Origin of the sequence: Nesterenkonia sp. AN1, assembly GCF_000582475.1 — a bacterium.
GTDB classification, from domain to species: Bacteria; Actinomycetota; Actinomycetes; order Actinomycetales; family Micrococcaceae; genus Nesterenkonia; species Nesterenkonia aurantiaca.
This window is the reverse complement of sequence record NZ_JEMO01000012.1, coordinates 46183-67634: the sequence shown is the minus strand read 5'-3', so window position 1 is coordinate 67634 and position 21452 is coordinate 46183. Positions and strand designations below refer to the sequence as shown.

22 protein-coding genes, 1 tRNA gene and 1 other RNA gene are annotated in these 21452 nt (G+C 67.5%); 17 read left to right on the top strand and 7 right to left on the bottom strand.

What is annotated here, in order from left to right; genetic code table 11:
* Positions 1–599: 599 nt before the first annotated feature.
* Together BG28_RS07175 and rnpB are read right to left on the bottom strand one after the other, a co-directional pair.
* Complete coding sequence (locus BG28_RS07175) at positions 600–2099, bottom strand: glyceraldehyde-3-phosphate dehydrogenase (RefSeq protein ID WP_036475366.1); 1500 nt, start codon at positions 2097–2099, stop codon at positions 600–602.
* Positions 2100–2275: 176 nt separating this feature from the next.
* Positions 2276–2681, bottom strand: an RNA gene (rnpB, locus tag BG28_RS14400) — RNase P RNA component class A.
* Positions 2682–2811: 130 nt separating this feature from the next.
* Here rnpB and BG28_RS07170 point away from each other — a divergent pair.
* On the top strand, positions 2812–3621 hold the full coding sequence (locus BG28_RS07170; RefSeq protein ID WP_036475364.1) for a YaaA family protein: 810 nt from the start codon (positions 2812–2814) through the stop codon (positions 3619–3621).
* A 78-nt stretch (positions 3622–3699) separates the two neighbouring features.
* Positions 3700–5382, top strand: a complete 1683-nt coding sequence (ettA, locus tag BG28_RS07165) for an energy-dependent translational throttle protein EttA (RefSeq protein WP_036475362.1) — start codon at positions 3700–3702, stop codon at positions 5380–5382.
* Positions 5383–5546: 164 nt separating this feature from the next.
* Here the strand turns inward: ettA and BG28_RS07160 are convergent, their stop codons facing one another.
* Complete coding sequence (locus BG28_RS07160) at positions 5547–6059, bottom strand: single-stranded DNA-binding protein (RefSeq protein ID WP_084479548.1); 513 nt, start codon at positions 6057–6059, stop codon at positions 5547–5549.
* 253 nt (positions 6060–6312) lie between these two features.
* Between BG28_RS07160 and BG28_RS07155 the strand changes: the two genes are divergently transcribed.
* The 4 genes from BG28_RS07155 to BG28_RS14925 all read left to right on the top strand — a co-directional run bounded on the left by BG28_RS07155 (position 6313) and on the right by BG28_RS14925 (position 9202).
* Positions 6313–6385, top strand: a tRNA-Arg gene (locus tag BG28_RS07155).
* A 37-nt stretch (positions 6386–6422) separates the two neighbouring features.
* Positions 6423–7844: a DUF2079 domain-containing protein gene (locus BG28_RS07150; protein ID WP_051501141.1), complete on the top strand. Its 1422-nt coding sequence runs from the start codon at positions 6423–6425 to the stop codon at positions 7842–7844.
* 72 nt (positions 7845–7916) lie between these two features.
* Positions 7917–8963: a glycosyltransferase gene (locus tag BG28_RS07145; RefSeq protein WP_051501140.1), complete on the top strand. Its 1047-nt coding sequence runs from the start codon at positions 7917–7919 to the stop codon at positions 8961–8963.
* A complete protein-coding gene (locus tag BG28_RS14925; protein WP_369797208.1) occupies positions 8846–9202 on the top strand; it encodes a glycosyltransferase in 357 nt (118 codons plus the stop codon). The genes BG28_RS07145 and BG28_RS14925 overlap by 118 nt, the downstream gene beginning before the upstream one ends.
* Positions 9203–9274: 72 nt before the next feature.
* On the opposite strand, the gene BG28_RS07140 is transcribed toward BG28_RS14925, so the two are convergent.
* Positions 9275–10312, bottom strand: a complete 1038-nt coding sequence (locus BG28_RS07140; RefSeq protein WP_036475358.1) for an acyl-CoA thioesterase II — start codon at positions 10310–10312, stop codon at positions 9275–9277.
* Positions 10313–10404: 92 nt separating this feature from the next.
* Positions 10405–10920, bottom strand: a complete 516-nt coding sequence (locus BG28_RS07135) for a gluconokinase (RefSeq protein ID WP_036475356.1) — start codon at positions 10918–10920, stop codon at positions 10405–10407.
* Between the two features lie 187 nt (positions 10921–11107).
* On the opposite strand from BG28_RS07135, the gene BG28_RS07130 reads away from it, so the two are divergent.
* Positions 11108–11806 (top strand): FadR/GntR family transcriptional regulator, encoded by a 699-nt coding sequence (locus BG28_RS07130; RefSeq protein ID WP_036475353.1) that lies wholly within the window; start codon positions 11108–11110, stop codon positions 11804–11806.
* Between the two features lie 58 nt (positions 11807–11864).
* On the opposite strand, the gene BG28_RS14390 is transcribed toward BG28_RS07130, so the two are convergent.
* On the bottom strand, positions 11865–12218 hold the full coding sequence (locus tag BG28_RS14390; RefSeq protein ID WP_051501137.1) for a hypothetical protein: 354 nt from the start codon (positions 12216–12218) through the stop codon (positions 11865–11867).
* A gap of 18 nt (positions 12219–12236) precedes the next feature.
* On the opposite strand from BG28_RS14390, the gene BG28_RS14385 reads away from it, so the two are divergent.
* Positions 12237–12524 carry a hypothetical protein gene (locus BG28_RS14385; protein WP_051501136.1) on the top strand — a complete coding sequence of 96 codons (288 nt, stop codon included), beginning with the start codon at positions 12237–12239 and terminating at the stop codon, positions 12522–12524.
* 64 nt (positions 12525–12588) lie between these two features.
* Here BG28_RS14385 and BG28_RS07120 read toward each other — a convergent pair whose 3' ends face one another.
* Positions 12589–13002, bottom strand: a complete 414-nt coding sequence (locus tag BG28_RS07120) for a globin (protein WP_051501145.1) — start codon at positions 13000–13002, stop codon at positions 12589–12591.
* 326 nt (positions 13003–13328) lie between these two features.
* Here BG28_RS07120 and BG28_RS07115 point away from each other — a divergent pair, with 326 nt between their 5' ends.
* From BG28_RS07115 to BG28_RS07080, 9 genes are all read left to right on the top strand, one after another.
* Positions 13329–13814, top strand: coding sequence for a ribose-5-phosphate isomerase (locus BG28_RS07115; RefSeq protein WP_036475350.1), 486 nt, complete (start codon positions 13329–13331; stop codon positions 13812–13814).
* Between the two features lie 3 nt (positions 13815–13817).
* Positions 13818–14696 (top strand): Fpg/Nei family DNA glycosylase, encoded by an 879-nt coding sequence (locus BG28_RS07110; RefSeq protein ID WP_036475346.1) that lies wholly within the window; start codon positions 13818–13820, stop codon positions 14694–14696.
* A gap of 75 nt (positions 14697–14771) precedes the next feature.
* Positions 14772–16841, top strand: coding sequence for a threonine--tRNA ligase (gene thrS, locus BG28_RS07105; RefSeq protein ID WP_051501135.1), 2070 nt, complete (start codon positions 14772–14774; stop codon positions 16839–16841).
* A complete protein-coding gene (locus BG28_RS07100; RefSeq protein WP_369797207.1) occupies positions 16838–17389 on the top strand; it encodes an HIT domain-containing protein in 552 nt (183 codons plus the stop codon). Before thrS ends, BG28_RS07100 begins: the two co-directional genes overlap by 4 nt.
* Positions 17390–18004: a phosphatidylinositol phosphate synthase gene (gene pgsA, locus BG28_RS07095; protein ID WP_036475340.1), complete on the top strand. Its 615-nt coding sequence runs from the start codon at positions 17390–17392 to the stop codon at positions 18002–18004.
* A gap of 208 nt (positions 18005–18212) precedes the next feature.
* Positions 18213–18977 (top strand): DUF429 domain-containing protein, encoded by a 765-nt coding sequence (locus BG28_RS07090; protein WP_235181017.1) that lies wholly within the window; start codon positions 18213–18215, stop codon positions 18975–18977.
* A gap of 23 nt (positions 18978–19000) precedes the next feature.
* Positions 19001–19141, top strand: coding sequence for a hypothetical protein (locus BG28_RS15645; RefSeq protein WP_161634811.1), 141 nt, complete (start codon positions 19001–19003; stop codon positions 19139–19141).
* 180 nt (positions 19142–19321) lie between these two features.
* Positions 19322–19861 carry an MFS transporter gene (locus tag BG28_RS07085; protein WP_051501134.1) on the top strand — a complete coding sequence of 180 codons (540 nt, stop codon included), beginning with the start codon at positions 19322–19324 and terminating at the stop codon, positions 19859–19861.
* A gap of 195 nt (positions 19862–20056) precedes the next feature.
* On the top strand, positions 20057–21445 hold the full coding sequence (locus BG28_RS07080; RefSeq protein ID WP_036475335.1) for a GntP family permease: 1389 nt from the start codon (positions 20057–20059) through the stop codon (positions 21443–21445).
* The last annotated feature ends 7 nt before the right edge of the window (positions 21446–21452 follow it).

The window sequence follows — 21452 nt, the reverse complement described above, 5'->3', positions numbered from 1 at the left end:
TCGCGGAACTCTGAGGGATAGGGCTTGGGCACAAGGACATCCTTCCAGGCCGCCCGCAGGCAAGCCAGAGTAGATGTCACCTACCGGTGCAGCAGACCCGCCGCCATGTTCTGTGCCGCGTGGACCCTTCGTGAACTCATCGATGACGGTGGGGCGGGCTGGCTAAGGCTCCCGGTCTTCCTCCGCTTCCGGAGCCCGTCCAAATGCTGTGAATCGAACCCGTTAGCTTTGACAGGCTCATCCCCGTGAGGTTTTCCCAACGCACGGAGTGCCGACATCGCACTGAAGCTAGAACAATCGACCCAACCGAAACGAGGCGCGAGTCCTCTAAGCAGAAGTGGTGGTCGTGAACTTGGTTGCCGGGAGAGCCGCTGAGAAGGCGTGGCCTCCCCCTGGTGCCGAGTGCGTACGAACAAGCTGGACAATGCCTTGAGAGTTTGCTTGCGACGGGGATTCCACGAGCCCACGTTCAGACTGCATGGCAGGTAGGTTCCGGAGGTTCAGGGTGCCCCTCAAGCCAGCGCGACGACGGCAACCCGCCCCAGGAATTGAGGGTCGCCGTCGTCGTGTTGCAGTTCAGTACTAACCGCGTCCGATAATCAGCGAGCCGCCGTGGGGGCGCCGCTGTTCACCGAAGCCTCGCGCGACTGCACCTTCGGGTACTTCACCGGGGCGCTGCCGGTCATGTGCTCCAGCACCCGGACCACCTGAGCGGAGTAGCCGAACTCGTTGTCGTACCAGACGTAGAGGATTGCCTGCTTGCCGTTCACGATGGTCGCCAGCCCATCCACAATTCCCGCAGCTCGGGTGCCCACGAAATCGGTGGAGACCACCTCCGCGGAATCGATGTAGTCGACCTGCTTGTGCAACGGGCCTTCCAAGGATTCACGCCGCAGGAACTTGTTGAGCTCCTCCTTGGTGGTCTCGCGGTCCAGCTCCAGGTTCAGGATCGCCATCGAGACGTCCGGGGTGGGGACGCGGATGGCGTTCCCGGAGAGCTTCCCGGCCAGCTGGGGGAGCGCCTTGGCCACGGCCTTCGCCGCACCGGTCTCGCTGATCACCATGTTCAGCGCCGCGGACCGGCCGCGGCGTTCCCCGGGGTGGAAGTTGTCGATCAGGTTTTGGTCATTGGTGTAGGAGTGCACCGTCTCCACATGCCCGTGGTCGATCCCGTAGGCCTCGTCCATGAGCTTGGCCACCGGGGTGATCGCGTTGGTGGTGCAGGACGCCGCGGAGATGATTGTGTCCTCGTCGGTGATCTCCTCGTGGTTGACCCCGAACACGATGTTCTTCAGGTCGCCCTTGCCCGGAGCGGTCAGCAGCACCCGGGAGACGCCCTTAGCCTTGAGGTGCTGGCTGAGCCCCTCCTCGTCGCGCCAGCGGCCGGTGTTGTCCACCACCACGGCATTGCTGATCCCGTGGGCGGTGTAGTCCACTTCCGCCGGGTTCGAGGCGTAGATGACCTTGATGAACGTGCCATTGGCGATGATCGCCTGGTTCTCCTGGTCCACCCGGATGGACCCTTCGAAGGGCCCATGGACCGAGTCGCGGCGCAGCAGCGAGGCGCGCTTGGCGAGGTCGTCCTCGGCACCCTGGCGCACCACGATGGCGCGCAGTCGCAGCCCCGAGGCCGAGGAGGCGTTGCCAACGATGATCCGGGCCAGCAGCCGTCCGATGCGGCCGAAGCCGTAGAGCACCACGTCGCGGGGCTCGATCATGCCTTCGCCGCCGCGGCCGATGACCTCGGCCAGCTCCTCACGCAGGAAGCCGTCCATGTCCTCGGAGGCCGCGTAGGCAGAAGCTCTGTAGCGGGAGTTCAGCCGGGCGACGTCGATGCTTGCGGCGCCCAGATCCAGCGTGGTCAGCGCCTGCACCAAGGGCAGGGTCTGGGAGACCGGAAGCTCGGTCTCGTCGACCTGGCGGGCGAAGCGGTGCGCCTTGAGGATCTCGATGGCGGACCGATTGACCAGTCGGCGACCGTAGATCCCGGTGACCACATTGTTCTCACGGTAGAGCTTGCCCAGCAGAGGGATCATGGCCTCGGCCTGGGACTCTCGGTCGATCCAGCTGCGCAGTTGTTCGTCTGCTTCAGTGGTCATTATTGGACGTGTCCTCACTCGTCTAGACGTCATTGTCTACGTGGACCCATCGGGTGTTCGAATCACAAGCGAACACCGCGATGTGTCCGTAGGCGAGTCTAGCCGAAGCCGACTGGCTCGGCGCCGGAGAGCGGAGCGCGTTCACGCGCGCGTGGAGGGCACGGGGGAGCGGGTGGGGGACGGGTCGGTCGATAAGCCGGGTTCTGTCGCCGCGGTGATTGCTCACCGAGGCGGACCATCATCCATCTGGGCCTCGTGTTGCCACGGACCTCAAGCGATCAACCCGGATGCTCGGGCGGGCAGCCCTCAAACACATCCTGTTCGACCTTGCACCGGATGGGGTTTGCCTAGCCGCCCCAGTCACCTGGGGCGCTGGTGGTCTCTTACACCACCGTTTCACCCTTACCTGCGACGACGAGCGCCGCGGGCGGTCTGTTTTCTGTGGCACTGGCCTGCGGGTCTCCCCGAGTGGGCGTTACCCACCATCCTGCCCTGTGGAGCCCGGACTTTCCTCGGCCCGAGGCAGTTATCCGCCGTCTCCGGCGGGCCTCAGTCTCGAGCCGCGATGGTCTGACCGACCCGTCCCGGCTCACCATGGTACGGGATCTAGTCACCGCCCCCGGCACGACGGTGAGGCCGGGCACACGGCCGGTCCTGAGGCCGCAGGCGCGCGGAGGCGGTCCCTCCCCGGGCGGCTTGCTAGCCTTGCCCGGTGCTGATCTTCCTGCCGCCCTCCGAGGGCAAGACACCCCCGAGCGATCCCAGTGCATCCGCGGTGGATCTGCGCAGCCTGATCCTGCCCGAGCTGGACCAGGCTCGGAGCACCGTGATGGACGCGCTGGTCCAGGTCAGTGCGCAGGAGGACGCGCAGCAGATCCTCAATGTGGGCAAGACCGTGATGCCCGAGGTGCGCGCCAACGCCCACCTCGGCACCGCCCCCACGGCACCCGCGCACGAGATCTACACCGGGGTGCTCTTCGAGGCCCTGGACTCCGCATCCCTGACCCCCGAGCAGCTGAACCGGGCTACTAAGCAGGTGCTGATCTTCTCCGGGCTCTTCGGTGTGACTTCGCTCACCGATCGGATCCCGGCCTACCGCCTCTCCATGGGCGTCAGTCTCAGCGCCCCGGGCACTGGGCAGGGTCCCGGTGCGGCTCCAGCACGTCCCGCACCGGGTCGACTGGGCAGCTTCTGGAAGACCGCCCTGGCCGAGCCGCTGTCCGAACACATCGGTGATCAGCTGGTCGTGGACTGCCGCTCGAGTTCCTACGCCCAAGCCCACCGCTCCGCGCCGGAACAGACCTTGATGGTCAACAGCTTCACCGAGCGCGACGGGCAGCGGAAGGTCGTCACGCACTTCGCCAAGCATGCCCGCGGAATCCTCGCGGGGATGCTGCTGCGCACCGAGGGTGCCGAGCCTGAAACGGTCGAGGACGTCGCCGAGCTGGCCTCCCAGCGATGGCGGGTGGAGCTGCGTCCGGCCACCGCGAGGACTCCGCATCAGCTGGACCTGATCGACTGACCCGCGCAAGCCCGATCAGCCCGGACGGCCCAGCGGGCCATTAGCAGATTCTCTGCCCCGCCGACTAGCCTGGGGACCATGGCAGAGTTTATTTACACCATGATCAGCGCCCGCAAAAAAGTGGGCGACAAGGTCATCCTCGATGACGTCACCATGTCCTTCTACCCCGGTGCCAAGATCGGCGTGGTCGGACCCAACGGTTCGGGCAAGTCCACCATCCTCAAGATCATGGCGGGCCTCGATGAGCCCTCCAATGGCGAGGCACGTCTCTCCCCGGGATACTCCGTGGGCATCCTGATGCAGGAACCCGCGCTCAACGAGGACAAGACCGTGCTCGGCAACGTCCAAGAGGGCGTCGGCGAGATCTACCAGCAGCTGCAGCGGTTCAACCAGATCTCCGAGGAGATGGCCAACCCCGACGCTGACTTCGACGCCCTGATGGCCGAGATGGGCACCCTGCAGGAAGCCATCGACGCCGCCAACGCCTGGGACCTCGACTCCCAGCTGGAGCAGGCCATGGACGCGCTGCGCTGCCCGCCACCCGAGGCGGACGTCAGCGTGCTTTCCGGCGGTGAGCGCCGCCGCGTGGCGCTGTGCAAGCTGCTGCTCTCCAAGCCGGACCTGCTGCTGCTCGATGAGCCCACGAACCACCTCGACGCCGAGTCCGTGCTCTGGCTCGAGCAGCACCTGGCCGCCTACGAGGGCGCCGTGCTGGCCGTGACGCACGATCGCTACTTCCTCGACCACGTCGCCCAGTGGATCTGTGAGGTCGACCGCGGTCGGCTCTACCCCTACGAGGGCAACTACTCCACCTACCTGGAGAAGAAGCAGGCCCGCCTGAAGGTTCAGGGCAAGAAAGACGTCAAGATGGCCAAGCGACTCTCCGACGAGCTGGAGTGGGTGCGCTCCAACGCCAAGGGGCGCCAGACCAAGTCCAAGGCCCGCCTGAACCGCTACGAAGAGATGGCCGCCGAGGCCGAGCGCACCAAGAAGCTCGACATGGACGAGATCCAGATCCCGCCAGGCCCACGCCTGGGCACCCAGGTCATCGAGGCCGAGAACCTTCAGAAGGGCTTCGGCGACCGCCAGCTCATCGAAGGACTCTCCTTCTCGCTGCCGCGCAACGGCATCGTCGGGGTCATCGGTCCCAACGGCGTCGGCAAGTCCACGCTGTTCAAGACCATCGTGGGCATGGAAGAGCTCGACGGCGGCAAGCTCGCTGTGGGCGACTCCGTGAAGCTCTCCTACGTCGACCAGTCACGCGCCGGCATCGATTCGGAGAAGAGCCTCTGGGAGGTCGTCTCCGACGGGCTGGACTTCATCCACGTGGGTGCCGTCGAGATGTCCTCGCGCGCTTACGTCTCGGCCTTCGGCTTCAAGGGTCCGGACCAGCAGAAGAAGGCAGGTGTGCTCTCCGGCGGTGAGCGCAACCGGCTGAACCTGGCCCTGACACTGAAGCAGGGCGGCAACCTGTTGCTGCTCGATGAGCCCACCAACGACCTCGACGTGGAGACCCTCGGTTCCCTGGAGAACGCTCTGCTGGACTTCCCCGGCTGCGCCGTGGTCATCTCGCACGACCGTTGGTTCCTGGACCGCGTGGCCACCCACATCCTGGCCTGGGAGGGCACCGACGAGAAGCCTGCCGACTGGTATTGGTTCGAGGGCAACTTCGAGTCCTACGAGCAGAACAAGGTGGAACGGCTCGGCGCCGATGCGGCCCGTCCGCACCGCGTGACTCACCGCAGGCTCACCCGCGACTGATCCCGCAGCCCAGTCACCGACTGATCTGCTCGATCAACCCGCAGAGGAACCTGCGAGGCTGACTCGGCCCGCCCGCGACACCACTTCGGTGACCGCGGGCGGGCCGAGTCGTGTGCCCGTATTGTCCCTCGCTCGACATGGTCCTTCGCTCGGCGTCGTGCCGGTCAGAAGGGGGCTGCCTCCTTCTCCTCGGCCGGTTCCCGGGCCTCGGCGGTCTCGGTACCCCAGGCAGTCTCCGCGGCGGAGCTGGAAGAGCCGTTGGAGGACTCCGAGTTCGACTCCGTCATGTTGCGCCCGCTGTCTTCCCCGGAGCCTGCGCCACCGAGCCGGGTGAAAGAGCCCGAGCCGAAGGTCAGGTCATAGCCGATGGCCTCGGCGTCGATCTCTACCGAGGTCCCGCGCTGACCCTTCTCGTTCTCCCACTGCCGCACCCGCAGCCGTCCGGTGACCAACACCGGGTCGCCCTTGTGCAGGCTGCTCTTGACGTTCTGGGCCAGCTGACGGAAGGCCGAGACGGTGTACCAGTTGGTCTCCCCGTTGACCCACTGTTCGGTCTTGCGGTCGAAGCGCCGGGGCGTGCAGCCGAGCCGGAAGTTCGAGATCGGCAGCCCTTGGAGCGTGGTGAACTCCTCCACTTCGCCGCCCAGGAATCCGCGGACGGTGATCGTTTCGCTCATTGCTCTCCTCCATCTCTGTCACGGCCGCTCAGGAACGGCACGGTGTGCCTGGCCCCGCCGCAGGCCGTGGCAGTCGGAGACGGGGTCCCACCAGTGTTCGCGGTCAGGCTGCCCGGCAGGGTCATCTTCGGTGGGTGTGGATGACCGGCGCCTCGGCGGCGTGGCGAGGGACGCTGGGGAAAACCGGGGCCGTGAGGAGCAGGTAGACTCTCTGCCTGGACCTGCTCAGGATGCTGAGACTCTGCGTGTCCACGCCTCGGTAGCTCAGGGGATAGAGCAGCGGCCTTCTAATCCGCCGGTCGGGGGTTCGAATCCCCCCCGGGGCACTTGTCCATTTCGCATAGACTCCAGCTGGCCGCCGTCATGACGGCGGCTGCTCTGCTGTATCTCGCGCACTCCCTGCTGCGGTTCCGCAACTTCGAGGCCAAGGGCTACGATCTGGGCATCTTTGATCAGGCGGTGCGCCAGTACTCGCTGTTCAAGGCGCCGATCGTGCCGATCAAGGGCGAGGACTTCCACCTGCTGGGGGATCACTTCCACCCGATCATCGCCGCCTTCGCCCCGCTGTATTGGATCTGGGACGATCCCCGGGTGCTCAACATCGGCATGATCGCTCTGCTGGTCTCCACAGCGATCCCGGTCTACCTGGTGGTGCGCGGTTGGTTCAGCCACCTTCCGGCCCTGCTGGCCGCCGTCGCGCTGCTGCTCTTCTGGCCCTTCCAGGCGCTGGTGAACTGGGACTTCCACGAGATCGCCTTCGGAGTCCCGCTCATCGCCTGGGTGATCTGGGCCATCGAGCGTCGCCGGATGTGGCTCGCCGTGGGGCTCGGCGCGGCGCTGCTGCTGGTGCGTGAGGACATGGGAGTCACCCTCATCGCGCTCAGCCTGGTCCTCGCGATCAAGCGCGCCTGGCTGCCCGCGCTGGTGACCGCCGGCCTCGGTGTCTTCGGCTACTGGTTCGCCGTGGAGCTGGTGATCCCGCACTTCTCCGCAGCCGGGGAGTTCGGCTACTGGGAGTTCACCGCACTGGGGCCCAGCGCGGGTGCCGCCATCGTCTTCCTGCTCACCCAGCCGTGGAACGCGGTGGTGATCCTCTTCGATCACCCGACCAAGGTGGGACTCTGGGCGCTGCACTTCCTGCCGCTGCTGCTGCTGCCCTTCGCCTCCCCGTATGTGCTCCTCGGCGCCCCGATCCTGCTCTCGCGGCTGTTCAACGATCGAGCGAACGTCTGGTCGGTGATCTATCAGTACGACGCGATCCTGACCCCGATCTTCCTGCTCGCCGGCTTCGACGTCGCCCGTCGGCTCATCGCGCGCTGGCCGCGGCTCAAACCGCTTGCCGTCGGTCTGCCCGGCACCGTCATCGCGGTCGGTCTGGTCGGCACCTTGGCGTTCCCCGGAGTCTTTCCGCTGCAGCGCACGGTGACCGCGGACAACTGGACCATGGGGGACCGGGCGCTGGCGCATCAGCAGGTCACCGAGGCCGTGCCCGACGACGTCTGCGTGGAGGCCGCGGACACCGCGGTGCCGCACCTGGTGGACCGCACCTCGGTGGGTCTGCACGGCACCACCGACGAGGACGCGCTGACCTGGCTCATCATCGACGACACCGTTCAGGAGCTGGGCGGCTCGAACCCGTTGAGCCCCGCGGAGGCCTTCGAGCGGGCCGAGCGGCTCGGCTTCGAACCGGTCATCGAGGATGCTGAGGGGCTCTGGCTGCTTGAGCGTGCCTCCGCCCCCGAGGGCGACGCCGCGAACGAATGCGCGGAATACCTGCGGCGATGACCGCGCTGTAGCATAAGGACCGAACCACCACACCCCTCAGCCGCGCCGCCGCGCGGCGTCATGGAGAGCCACATGTCCACCGACTGCGTCCCTGCGGGGGTCTGCCGAGCCTCGCAGACCGACCCGGAATCGGCCCGCGTGGTCATGGTGAGCCTGCACACCTCACCCTTGGCGCAGGCCGGAAATCGGGACGCCGGAGGGCTCAACGTCTATGTCAACGCGCTCAGCGCGGCTCTCGCCCAGTCGGGTCTCACCGTGGACATCGTGACCAGCGACGTCGACGCCGAGACCTCCGCCGGCGCGGACAGCGTCACGGTCCTCGATGACGGCCGGCGGATCCACACCCTGGCTGTGGGCGAGCAGGCGCGGGCCGAGAAGTCACTGCTGCCCGAACGGGTCGACATGCTCGCCGCCCGGGCGCTGCGCAGCCTGGAATCGATCGACATGAATCCGGTCACCACGGTGCACTCGCACTATTGGATCTCCGGGCTGGCCGGGATCCAGCTGGCCCGGGCGCTCTCGGCGCCGCTGGTGCACACCATGCACACGATCGCTGCGGTGAAGCAGGAGCTGGACCCGACGGCCTCAGCGAGCCCGCGGCGCAGCCTCGCGGAGGCGGAGATCGCCCGCGCCGCGGATCTGGTGACCGCCAACACCGAGCGCGAGATCGCCGACCTGAAACGGCTCTTCGGCCTCGCCGACGCCTCCATCGCGCTGGTCCGGCCGGGGGTGGACCTGGAGATCTTCCATCCGCCGGCGGGGAGGGACCCGCGCTCCGGCCCGTTGGCCGGGCGCGCGCTGCGCCTGGCCTTCGCCGGGCGGCTCCAGCCGCATAAGGGGCCGCAGGTCGCCGTGGAGGCCCTCGGCGCGCTGCGCCGGATGATGCCCGAGGTGCCGGTGCAGCTCGTGGTCGCCGGCAGCCAGAGCGGAGACGACGTGCTGGACCTCCAATCCCTGGCAGCCCGGGCCGCGTCGCCGATGCGGTCCAGGCTCTGCCCCCGCTGCCGCATGAGGAGCTGGCAGAGCTCTTCCGAGGCAGCGACGCCGTCCTGGTGCCCTCGTTCAGCGAATCCTTCGGGCTGGTCGCGCTCGAAGCCATGGCCTGCGGCACCCCGGTGATCGCCCACGACGTCGGCGGCCTCTCCTCGCTGATCACCCACCGCCGCAGCGGCCGGCTGATCCCTAGCCTGGACCCTGCGCTGTGGGCCGAGCAGCTGCGCTGGCTGGTGCTGCACCGGCGGGCCTGGAGCCGCTACAGCGCGACCGCGGCCACGCTTGCCCGCTCCTACTCCTGGGAGGCGACGGCGACCGCTACGCTGCAGGCCTACCGCAGCGTGGCGCTGATCACCAGTTGCTGAGCCCGCCCGTCAGGAACCGATCCTCTTCCCGGGTGGCGGAGTCGCGGCGGGCTGGCCTCCAGCCCGCCAGGCTCAGGTCTCCAGGTAGCGCGAGGACCAGGTCTGGGCGTACTTCTTGTTGATCGCCCGAGTGGCGCGGGAGCTGTTCACCAGGGTCTGTTGCATCTTCTCGGAGAGCTTCGGGCGCAGACCTTCCGGGGGCCGCACCATGCCCTCCTGGGCCACCGAGGCGACCAGCGCGCCGTCGCGGCTGTAGATGGACCCCTGCGCCAGGCCGCGGGCGTTCTGCGCGCTCGGGCTCTGCTGGACATAGAGCAGCCACTCGTCGGCGCGGGCCTCGCGGTGCCACCACATGGCGTGGTCGAGTGAGGCGACCTTCATCTCCGGCTTGGCCCAGTAGAGACCGTGCCGGCGCAGCACCGGTTCCAGCAGCGTGTAGTCCGAGGCGTAGAGGATCGCGGCCCGGTGGAGATTGGGATCATCGGGCAGCGCGGCCTTGGTCTTGAGCCACACCGCGCTGGTGGCATGCGGATTCTGGTCGGCCTCGAGGTAGATCGGACGGTCCACATGGCGGATGTCGAACGGGCGTCCATGCGCCCACTCATGCACGATCGGGTGCTTCACGTGTCCCACAAGCTCCTGGGGAGGTGCCAGATCCTCGGGATCCGGGACCCCCTCAGGCATCGTGCGCTGGTGTGCCACTCCGGCCGAAGGCCGCTGGAAGGACGCGATCATGGACAGGATCGGGGTCCCGTCCTGATAGGCCTGGCTGCGGCGAGCAGAGAAGGAGCCGCCGTCACGCAGCCGCTCCACCGAGACCTGGATCGGCTTGCTCGCGTCACCGGGGCGAAGGAAGTAGCCGTGCACCGAATGGATCAGCCGGTCAGGATCCACCGTGGTCATGGCCGCGGTCGCCGCCTGGGCGAGCACCTGCCCGCCGAAGACCCGCCAATAGGCCTGCTTGAACACCGGCCCGAGGAAATGATCCTCGCCGCTGCGTCCGGCGGCCGCCTCGGCATCGCTGGGATCCAGGTGCTTCAGCTGGAGCATGTCCACGAGCTGCTGCACCGACTCGGCGGCGGCGGGCACCTCATAACGGCGATCAGGCATGCGACGTCCTTTCGGGCGTGGACAGGGTCAGGTGCCTCCACTCTAACGGCCCTTCAGCCCGGCTCCGGGGGAGCAGGATCAAGCGTCGAGTGTCACGAGGGATTCTGCTCATCGATGGAGTCGGAGGCGGAGGCATTGCTGCGGAGCCAGGCTCGGGCCGACTCCAGGAGGTTCTCGACCGTGGTGTCATTGGCGAGCACCACGCCGTCCTCTCCCGGCTCGAGGGCTTCCAGGGTGCTCAGCTGAGACTCCAACAGCGCCGGGGGCATGAAATGTCCGCTGCGGTGGGCCAGTCGGGTGTTCAGCCGCGGAATCTCCACATCCACGTGGAGGAACACCACCCGCCCTGCGGCGGTGCGCAGCACATCGCGGTAGCTGCGCCGCAGCGCGGAGCAGGTGATCACGCTGCCGGTCGCCGCCTGGGTGGACATCCAATCGCGCAGGGACTCGAGCCAGGGCCAGCGATCCTCGTCGGTGAGCGGGGTCTGGGCCGCCATCTTCGCGATGTTCTCAGGTGGGTGGAACTCATCTGCTTCAGCCATCGGCAGGCCAAGGTCTGCCGCAAGGGCGGCTGCCAGAGTGGATTTTCCAGAGCCGGAGACGCCCATCACCACGAGGTGACGAGGGGGTGTGGGTTCACCCGGGCTAGGCTGTGCTGGGGGATTCGACATCGAATTCCTTTGTGCTGAGGGCTGGTTCTCGAGCCCCCTGTGACGGGGACCACGTTCCAGCTAAGATAGCACCTTTAAGTTCTAAAGGTGTGATGTTTGGTTCTGCGTCGATGAAGGAGACTCCGTGGCGAACTCTGCCGTGGCCCGGGTGGGCCGTGACGCGATCTCCGAGACCCTCGGACGCGAGATCGTCGATGGGGCGCATCGATCTGGGGCCGTGCTGACCCTGGAGTCGCTGCAACAGCGTTTCGGGGTCTCGCGCACCGTGGCCCGAGACAGCGTCAAGGTCCTGGAGTCCCATGGTCTGCTCTACTCCAAGCGACGCATAGGCCTGGTGGTGACCGCCGCGAAGCACTGGGACGTGATGTCGCCCTCGGTGATCGCCTGGCGCCTGGCCTCAGCCGACGCGCGCGGCGCGTTCATCGAGCTGACCCAGCTGCGCATCGCGGTGGAGACCGAGGCCGCCGCGCTGGCCGCGGCTCGACGGACCGAGGTCCAGGCACATCAGATGCTGGATCTGGCCGCCACCATGCGCCGGCTGGGGGAGTCCGAGCAGCTCACGGAGTTCATCACGGCGGACATCGCCTTTCACCGGCTGATGCTCGAAGCAGGCGGGAACTCGATGTTCGCTGCCCTGGCCGACGTCGTCGCCGAGGTCCTCTCCGGGCGCACCCAGCATGGTCTGATGCCGACCCGACCGATGCCAGAGGCGCTGGACGCCCACGACGGCGTGGCCCGAGCGATCGCGGACCAGGACCCCCGCGAGGCGCGGCGCTACATGGAGGTGCTGGTCGATGAGGTGCGCTCTGCTCTGGAAGAATGAGCCCCATGACTGACTCGCTGCGATTCGCTGAAGCCGTCTCGCTCCAGGACCTCTCCACCTACATCAAGCGCGCCAGGCGGATCCAAGAACAAGGCATCCGGCTCCAGGCCGTGGGCCGGGTGCTTGCCGCCTGGGTGCCGGTGATGACCCCGGGATCGCTGACCAGCCAGCTGCCGGCGGTGCTGGGACTGCGCACCGTCGCCCTGGCCGAGGAGTCCCGGGCCGATGTCACCGCGGAGCTCAGCTCGATCAGTGAGCGCATCGCCCGGATGAACCCGGCGGAGACCGAGCTCTCGCTGCCGCCGAGCCGGCTCAGCGTGCCCTGGGCGGCCGTGACGCCACCTCGCTCGGGCTGGGAGCCGCTGGGAAGTGTGGCCGATGACCAGCTGCGCTCCCAGGCCGCATCAGGCATCGCCAGATCACCGAAGCCGTGCCGACCACGGCGGGCGCCGCCGTCGTCGAGCAGGTCCGGGAACAGGTCTGGGGCCGGGACCTGGAGACCGATGCCTCAGCAGACGGTGGGCAGGCGGCCCAGGCGCAGCAGCGCAGCGATGCCGCCATCCCGGCGGGCGCGGCCTTCGGCGCCCACGCGCTGAACTTCCTGGCCTCCGAGGGCGCTGGCGGCTCCACCGCGATCCACCGTCGGGGCCGCTGGGTCCGGCTCAGCTCGCAGGGCGGCTACATCCTGTGCCGCAGCACCCGGGAGCCGAGTCTCTGAGCTAAGTGCCTTCAGGCGCCTGAGCTGAAGACGCTCACCCCGAAGAGGTGTGAGCCTCTCCGGCTCAGCTGTTGACCATCGAGTGCGCGGCGCGCTCCAGGTAGTCCCAGAGGATCTGCTCGTGCAGCGGGGAGAGCTCCGCGGCGTCGACTCCGGCGCGCATGAACCTCAGCCACTTGTCCCGGGCCTGCGCGTCCACGGCGAACGGCATGTGCCGCATCCGGAGCCGGGGGTGCCCGCGCTGCTCCTGGTAGGTGCGCGGTCCGCCCCAGTACTGTTCCAAGAACATCAGCAGGCGCTCCTTGGCAGGTTCCAAGTCCGTCTCGGGGTACATCGCCCGGAAGTCCTCATCCTCGGCCACATGTGCGTAGAAGACCTCGACGATGGTCTCGAAGGTCTTGCGCCCACCGACGGCATCGTAGAAGCTCTGCTGCTCGGCGCCGGAGGGTTCCGGGGCGGGCGGTGCGGGGTTGGCCAGGGCGGCGTCGGAGGGTCCTGAGCTCGGCGGCGCCGCGCGCCCGGGCAGGCCGGAGACCTGGGACGGAGGCTTGCCCACTGGACGCACGGTGGCTATCGGTGCCCCCAGGCGGTTCGAGAACTTCGGAAGCTCGCGGGCGGGCTGGGACTCTTGCTCGGACATGTTCCTCCTCTTGCGCGGTGCAGGGTGCAACGATACTCGCTCGGCCCATGTTCCCGTCGGCAGCGCTGCCCAGCGGCCAGCGCCGGCCCCTCGCCGCGCGACGTAGGATTGACCCGGCCCTCGGGCCACCCGCGCCCTCGTCCCGAAAGGTCTGAGAAGAGATCATGGTAGACAGCATCGAAGTCCACATCGCCACCGATCACGCGGGGATGGAGCTCTCCGCCCACCTGGTGGATCATCTGCGCGGCCTCGGCTACACCCTCATCGACCACGGACCGCAGGAATACGACGCGCTGGATGACTACCCCGCGTTCTGCATCCGCGCCGCCGCGGCGGTGGTGGCCGCCCAGGGTGCGGGCAGGCACGCGCTGGGGATCGTGCTGGGCGGATCCGGCAACGGCGAGCAGATCGCCGCGAACAAGGTCACCGGGGTCCGCGCCGCGCTGGCCTGGAACCACGACACCGCGGTCCTCGCCCGGGAGCACAACGACGCCAACGTCGTCGCACTCGGCGGGCGCCAGCACAGCCTCGCGGAGGCCACCGGGATCGTGGAGGCCTTCCTGGGTGCCGAGTTCAGCGGAGATGAGCGCCACGCCCGCCGGATCGGGAAGATCTCCCACTATGAGCTCACCGGCGAGATCCTCGACTGATCCATGCCTGAAGGCCACACCCTCCACCGGCTCGCCGCGCAGATCAACACGGTCTTCGCCGGTCATCCGTGGCGGGTCAGCTCTCCGCAGGGACGTTTCATCGCCGGCGCGCAGCGTCTGGACGGGCAGGTGCCCCAGCATGCCGAGGCCTGGGGCAAGCACCTGTTCGTGCACCTCGGTCCCGAGGTGTGGCAGGTCCACCTGGGGCTCTACGGCGCGTTCAGCTTCCGCGGCGATGCGGACTTTGCGGCCGAGGCCACGGTCGGTGCCCCGCGCGCCGCGGTGGGGACCCTCGAGCCACGCTACGCCGAGGACGGCTGGCTCATCCCAGAACCGCCCAAGGGTGCGGTGCGCGCCCGGGTCAGCGCCCGGCACGGGTGGGCGGACCTGCGCGGCCCCACCACCTGCGCGGTGCTGGACCTGACCGAGTACCAGGCTGTCGTGGATCGGCTGGGGCCGGATCCGCTGCGCCAGGGGATCAGCCAGGACGCCCGAGCCGATGCGCAGCTGCGCGAGCTCTTCCTGCACAATCTCAGCCGACGTCGAATCAGCATCGCCGCCGCCCTGATGGACCAGGCGGTCATCGCCGGGGTGGGCAACATCTACCGCGCAGAATCCCTTTTCCTCGAGGGGCTCGACCCGTATACGCCCAGCAACCAGCTGGATCCTGAGCGCGCGGCACCACTGTGGGACCGACTCACCGAGCAGCTGCGCGACGGGGTCGCCGAGGGTCGGATCCGCACCGTGCGCACCGGCGGCTCGCGTCGGCACTGGGTCTATAAGCATCAGGGCACCGCCTGTCCACGCTGCGGGACGGTCATCAAGGCGGCCGAGCTGCAGGGCCGAAGACTCTACTGGTGTCCGGGGTGCCAGCGCGACTGAGCCCCGCTTCAGTTCCGCCGGCGTTCCCGTAGAATCACCTGCGTCCGCAGAACATCCATGAGGAGTACATCCCAAGTGTCCGAAAACGCAGCATCGGAAGCCCCGTCCCAGGCCGCAGCGCCGGCTGAATCCATCAGCATCACCCGCGACGGCGAGACGGCGAGCATCGAGCGCGGCACCACCGGCACCACGCTCTTCGCCGCGGACAAGACCACCGTGGTCATGCGGGTGGACGGCGAGCTCTGGGACCTCTCCCGGGAGATCCCGGCCGGCGCCGCCGTGGAGGCCGTGGACATCGCCAGCCCCGACGGGCTCAACGTCCTGCGCCACTCCACTGCCCACGTGATGGCCCAGGCGGTCCAGCAGCTCTACCCCGAGGCCAAGCTCGGCATCGGCCCCTACATCACCGACGGGTTCTACTTCGACTTCGACGTCGCCGAGCCCTTCACGCCTGAGGATCTCAAGAAGATCGAGAAGGCCATGCAGAAGCTGATCAACCAGACCCAGCAGTTCGAGCGCGAGGTGGTCAGCGAAGATCAGGCCAAGGCCGCGATGGCGGATGAGCCGTACAAGCTCGAGCTGCTCGGCGTCGCCAGCGCTGCCGCCGGCGCAGGCGGTGCCGCTGAGGCCGCCGAGGGCGCCAACATCGAGGTCGGCGGCGGGGAGATCACGATTTACCACAACGTCGATCGTCACGGCGAGCGGATCTGGTCTGATCTGTGCCGCGGCCCGCACCTGCCCAACACCAAGCTGATCGCCAACGCCTACGCCGTGATGCGCTCCGCCGCCGCCTACTGGCGCGGCAAAGAGTCCAACCCGCAGCTGCAGCGCCTCTACGGCACGGCCTGGCCGACCAAGGACGACCTCAAGGCCTATAAGGAGCGGCTCGCCGAGGCCGAGCGTCGCGACCACCGTCGACTGGGCTCCGAGCTGGACCTCTTCAGCTTCCCCGACGAGCTGGGCTCCGGACTGCCGCTGTTCCACCCCAAGGGCGGCATCATCAAGCGCGAGATGGAGGACTACGTCCGGACCCGGCACATCGAGGCCGGCTTCCAGTACGTGGGCACCCCGCACATCTCCAAGGACGGCCTGTTCCACACCTCGGGACACCTGCCCTACTACGCCGACACCATGTTCCCGCCGCTGCACGTGGATGAGGAGCGCGACGCCGAGGGCAACATCACCAAGCAGGGCCAGGACTACCGGCTCAAGGCGATGAACTGCCCGATGCACAACCTGATCTACCGCTCCCGCGGACGCTCCTACCGCGAGCTGCCGATGCGACTCTTCGAGTTCGGCTCGGTCTACCGGTATGAGAAGTCCGGCGTGATCCACGGCCTGACCCGCGTGCGCGGCTTCGCCCAGGATGACTCCCACTCCTATGTCACCAAGGAGCAGGCCCCCGATGAGGTCCGCCACCTGCTCAGCTTCGTGCTCTCGCTGCTGCGCGACTTCGGACTCGATGACTTCTACCTGGAGCTCTCCACCCGGGACGAGGACTCAGAGAAGTTCATCGGCAGCGCCGAGCAGTGGGCGGAGGCCACCAAGGTGCTTGAAGACGTCGCCACCGAGACCGGTCTGGAGCTGGTCGCCGATCCCGGCGGCGCGGCCTACTACGGACCGAAGATCTCCGTGCAGGCCCGCGATGCCATCGGCCGCACCTGGCAGATGTCCACCGTGCAGTACGACTTCAACCAGCCCGAGCGCTTCGGCCTGGAATACCAGGCCGCCGACGGCACCCGCCAGGAGCCCGTGATGATCCACGCCGCGAAGTTCGGCTCGATCGAACGCTTCCTCGGCGTGCTCACCGAACACTATGCAGGTGCGTTCCCGGTCTGGCTCTCCCCGGTCCAGGTCCGCGCGATCCCGGTGGCGGAGCCGTTCAACGACTACCTCACCGAGGTCGTCGCGAAGCTGCAGGCCGCCGGGGTGCGCGCCGAGCTCGAGGACAGCAGCGACCGCTTCCCGAAGAAGATCCGCACGGCCTCGAAGGACAAGATCCCGTTCGTGCTGATCGCCGGGGGCGACGACGTCGACGCCGGTGCGGTCTCCTTCCGGTTCCGCGACGGCAGCCAGGACAACCAGGTGCCGGTGGACGCGGCCGTGGCCCGGATCCTCGCGGCCATCGAATCCAAGGAAGGCTGAGTCGGGTGGGGTCCGGCGACGAGTTCGAACTGGCAGGCGTGCCCGACGCCTTCCAGCGCCTCTGGACCCCACACCGCGCTGCCTACCAGCAGCGCGGCCAGGACCAGGTCAGCGGGTCAAGCGACTGCCCGTTCTGCCAGGGGCCGAAGCGCAGCGACGAGGAGTCGCTGATCGTGCACCGCGGTGAACGCTGCTTCGTGCTGTTGAACCTCTACCCCTACAACCCCGGTCACCTGATGGTCTGCCCCTACCGGCACGTCCCGGACCTCACCGACCTCGACGCCGAGGAAGCCTCGGAGTTCATCACGCTGACCCAGCAGTGCATGCGCGTGCTGCGCGCCACGGCGAACCCGGGAGGGTTCAACCTGGGGGTCAACCAGGGCAAGGTCGGCGGGGCAGGCATCGCGGCGCACCTGCACCAGCACGTGATCCCGCGCTGGAACGGGGACACCAACTTCATGCCGATCATCGCCCAGACGAAGAACCTCTCACAGACGCTGGGCGAGACCCGCGCCCTGGTGGCCGAGGCCTGGGAGGCGAACCGCTAGATGCTCAACCGCTACGCGCGCGCCTTCTTCGGCGGGCTGTTCACCCCGATCGCCAAGGCGCTGCTGGGTATCGGAATGACCCCGAACATGGTCACGGTGATCGGCACGATCGGTGTCTGTCTGGGCGCGCTGGTCTTCTACCCGATGGGAGAGCTGTTCTGGGGCACGGTGTTCATCACCGTCTTCGTCTTCTCGGATCTCGTCGATGGGCTGATGGCCAGGATCAGCGGCCAGGGATCGGTGCTGGGCGGCTTCCTGGACTCCTGCCTGGACCGGGTCCAGGACGGCGCGGTGTTCTTGGGCCTGCTGATCTGGTTCTTCACCGGGGGAGACCACGTCTGGCTCGGGATCGCCTCGGCGTTCTGCCTGCTGGCGGGCAACCTGGTCTCCTATGTGCGGGCCAAGGCCGAGGCGCTGGGCTACACCGCCGACGTCGGGATCGCCGAACGCTCCGAGCGGATGGTGCTGACCCTGGTGTTCACCGGCTTCACGGGCCTGGGCCTGCACTCCTCGGTGCTGCTGGTGGTGCTGACCCTGCTCGGGGTCGCCTCGGTGGTCACCATCGCCCAGCGCTTCCGCACCGTGATCGCCCAGACCGCCGCCGCCACCGACTGACCCGGCGGCGTCTCCGCCCCGCTCCTCCCCGCTGCTCCCCGCAGCTCCGCAGCTCCTTCCGCGCATCTGTCGCATCCCTATGCATGTCCCATCGTTATTTCCGTCCATAGCCATGGGACATGGCATAGGGATGCGATAAACCGTGGCGGGAGCGCTTCCGAGGGCTCGGCACACGCACCGCCGGGTCCAATTGGGTAGCGTCAGGGTCATGACTGATGTCCCGATGCGCACCGCCGGGGTCGATCTGGCCGCCGAGAGCAAGGGGACAGCCCTGGCCACGATCGAGTGGGGATCCGGAGGCGCCCGACTGGTCCAGCTGAGTCTCGACGTCGAGGACGCGGAGATCACCGAGGCCGCTGCAGGGATCACCAGGATCGGCATCGATTGCGCCTTCGGCTGGCCCGATGAGTTCGTCTCGTTCATCGCCGATCATGCGAACCTCGCAGCCCAGCAGCGCCCGGATGGGCGCATGCAATGGCGCCGGACGTTGGCCTACCGGGAGACCGATCGGTGGATCCGCGAGAAGATCGGACGCTGGCCGTTGAGCGTCTCGACCGACCGGATCGGTCTGACCGCGATGCGCTGCGCGGGTCTTCTCGGCGGACTCGCGGCCAGCGGGCTTCTCGTCGACCGGTCCGGCCGGACCGGCGTCGTCGTAGAGGTCTACCCCGGGGCCACGCTCAGAACCTGGGAGTGGGAGGTTCGCGGATACCGGGCGGACCCGCAGGTGCGCCGGGCACTGGTGCAGCGGATGCAGCGCGACGCACCCTGGTTGGCTCTGGGCCCGCACGCGCAGCTCATGGTGGAGTCCACCGATGCCTTCGACGCCGTGGTGGCGGCCCTTGCCGCGCGCGCCGCTGCACTGGGTCGGTATGACCCTCCGCCTGCCGAACACCAGGCGCGAGCCGAGCGCGAGGGCTGGATCGTGCTGCCATCCTGTTCGCTCGCAGACCTGCGTCCCGCTCAGACATGAAGCTGCGAGGTAACTCAGCCTTCATGCGGTTCTGGTTTGCCTCCACCGTCTCGGACTTCGGCACGTACATCACCACGGTGGCCCTCTCGGTTCTGGTCCTGGTGTCTCTGAGCGGCACCGCGTTCGATCAAGGGCTGGTCAACGCGGCACGCTGGGCGCCCTAGCTGCTGCTATGACTGTTGGCGTGCTGGGACTCCTCGACGTGGCAACCGTGATGGTGTTGATCTTTTGCTTCGGGACCCTGGCCTTGATGAGCGACGCGACCTCCCAGTCCTTCCTGCCGCAGCTCGGCTCGCGGCCTCTGCTCACATGCGCCCAACGCCCGGCTGCAGCAGAGCGACACCGTGGCCCAGACCACGGGAAGCGCCGTGGCAGGCGGCCTGGTCGCCCTGGTCACGGCCCCCTTCGCGCTGCTGCTCGGCGCGATCACCCACTTCATCTCCGCGACGGTCCTGCTCACACTCAAGCATGTCGCCGCCGAGACGCCGCTCGCGCACACTCCGGAACCGCTTCGCCGGAAGGTGCGTGAAGGTCTGCGCTGGATCTACCGGCACCCTCGGTTCGGACCCTTGGCCTGGTCCAGCCACGCCTGGTTCATCGGCTCAGCGATGATGGGCGCCGTCCTGCCGGTTCTGGTCCTCAACGATCTGGGACTCGGAGCGCTCGGACTCGGCCTGGTGCTCACCGTCGCTGGCATCGGCTCGGTCATCGGCACGGTCATCGGCACGGTGCTCTCGGTCTGGATCGGCCAACGGTGGGGGACTGGCCTGACCATGGTGATCGCCCGGTTCGTCCAGCCGCCAGTCCTGGCGCTGGTCATCTCGGGATTCCGCGACGCGACGGTCGAGGAGGACCAACTCACCGACGACGAGGCCCTTGCCTGAGAGACCGACACCGCGGGCACTCGGAGCCCAGAAACACACAGGTACTACCTTTTCTTGCCAAAAGTACTACCTGTCTGCCACCATGTGACAGGAAACACAGGTGGGCGGCTCTTCGCAGTCATCACAAGGCTCCGACGCCGCCTCACAACATCCCTCGCACCTGCGAAATATTCTTACTCTGCAACGGAGATACCCATGGAAGATTGGACTCAGACTCTGGGCACAGGCCCCTTGTTGTCCATCGCGGTCGGCGCCGTCGCGCTGATTCTGATATTGATCATTCGATTCAAGGTCCACGCGTTCATCACCTTGATCGTGGTCTCGACCCTCACCGCCGTCGTCGCCGGTGTTCCGCTGTCAGCGCTTTCCGAGACGTTGACTGACGGATTCGGCGCCACGCTGGCCAGTGTCGCGATCCTCGTCGCACTGGGCGCGATGCTGGGGCGCCTGGTGGAACACTCCGGGGGAGCCAAAGCTCTCGCGGAAGCACTGATCTCGAGGTTCGGGGAACGTCGAGCTCCCTTCGCCCTTGGCATAGCGTCTCTGATCCTGGGCTTCCCGATGTTCTTCGACGCCGGCCTGGTCATGATGCTGCCGATCGTCTTTGCCGTCGCACGTCGAGTGACAGGCAAGAGCGTGCTGCTCTTCGGATTGCCCACCGCTGCAGCGTTCTCGGTCATGCATGTCTTCCTGCCGCCGCACCCAGGGCCAGTGGCCGCGTCCGAACTCTACGAGGCCAACCTCGGCATCGTTCTGCTCGTCGGCCTGGTGATCGCCTACCCCCTCTGGTACCTCGCCGGATACCTCTGGGGCATGTTCGTTGGTCAGCGCCTGATGATTCCCGTCCCGGCGATCTTCGGTGAGGTCGACGAGGACCAGCCGAGCAACCCGCCCCGCGTCAGGACCATCGTCTTCCTGCTTCTGCTGCCGATGACGCTCATACTCTTCAACACGGGTCTGAACAGCCTGACCTCGGTCGGAGTCTTCGATGGGGACAGCACCTGGGTTCAGGCGCTGTCGTTCCTCGGGACCACCATGATGGCGCTGCTGATCACGGTGATCGTGGCGACCATCGTGCTGGGGTACCGTCGCGGTGAATCCGGCACAGCCGTGGAGAAGCTCCTCGACTCGGCTCTGGGCCCGGTCTGCTCGGTCATCCTCATCACCGGCGCCGGTGGCATGTTCGGCGGTGTGCTGCGCGCCTCCGGCATCGGCGACGCCCTTGCGGACTCACTCAGCGATCTCGGGCTGCCCGTCATCGTCGCGGCGTACCTGATCGCCGTCGCGATCCGGCTCGCCCAGGGCTCCGCCACCGTCGCGCTGGTCACAGCCGCCGGTCTGGCAGCCCCGGCCGTGCTGGCGGGAGACTTCAACTCCTTCCAGGTGGCCTCGATCGTGCTGGCAACCGCCGCTGGATCGGTATTCGCCGGTCACGTCAACGACTCCGGGTTCTGGCTGGTCGGACGGCTCATGGGGATGAACGTCAAGGAGACGCTGAAGACCTGGACGGTCCAGCAGGCACTGCAGTCGGTGCTGGGCTTCGTCATGGTCGTCGTCGTCTACCTCGCAGCCTCGCTCCTCTGAAAGGAAC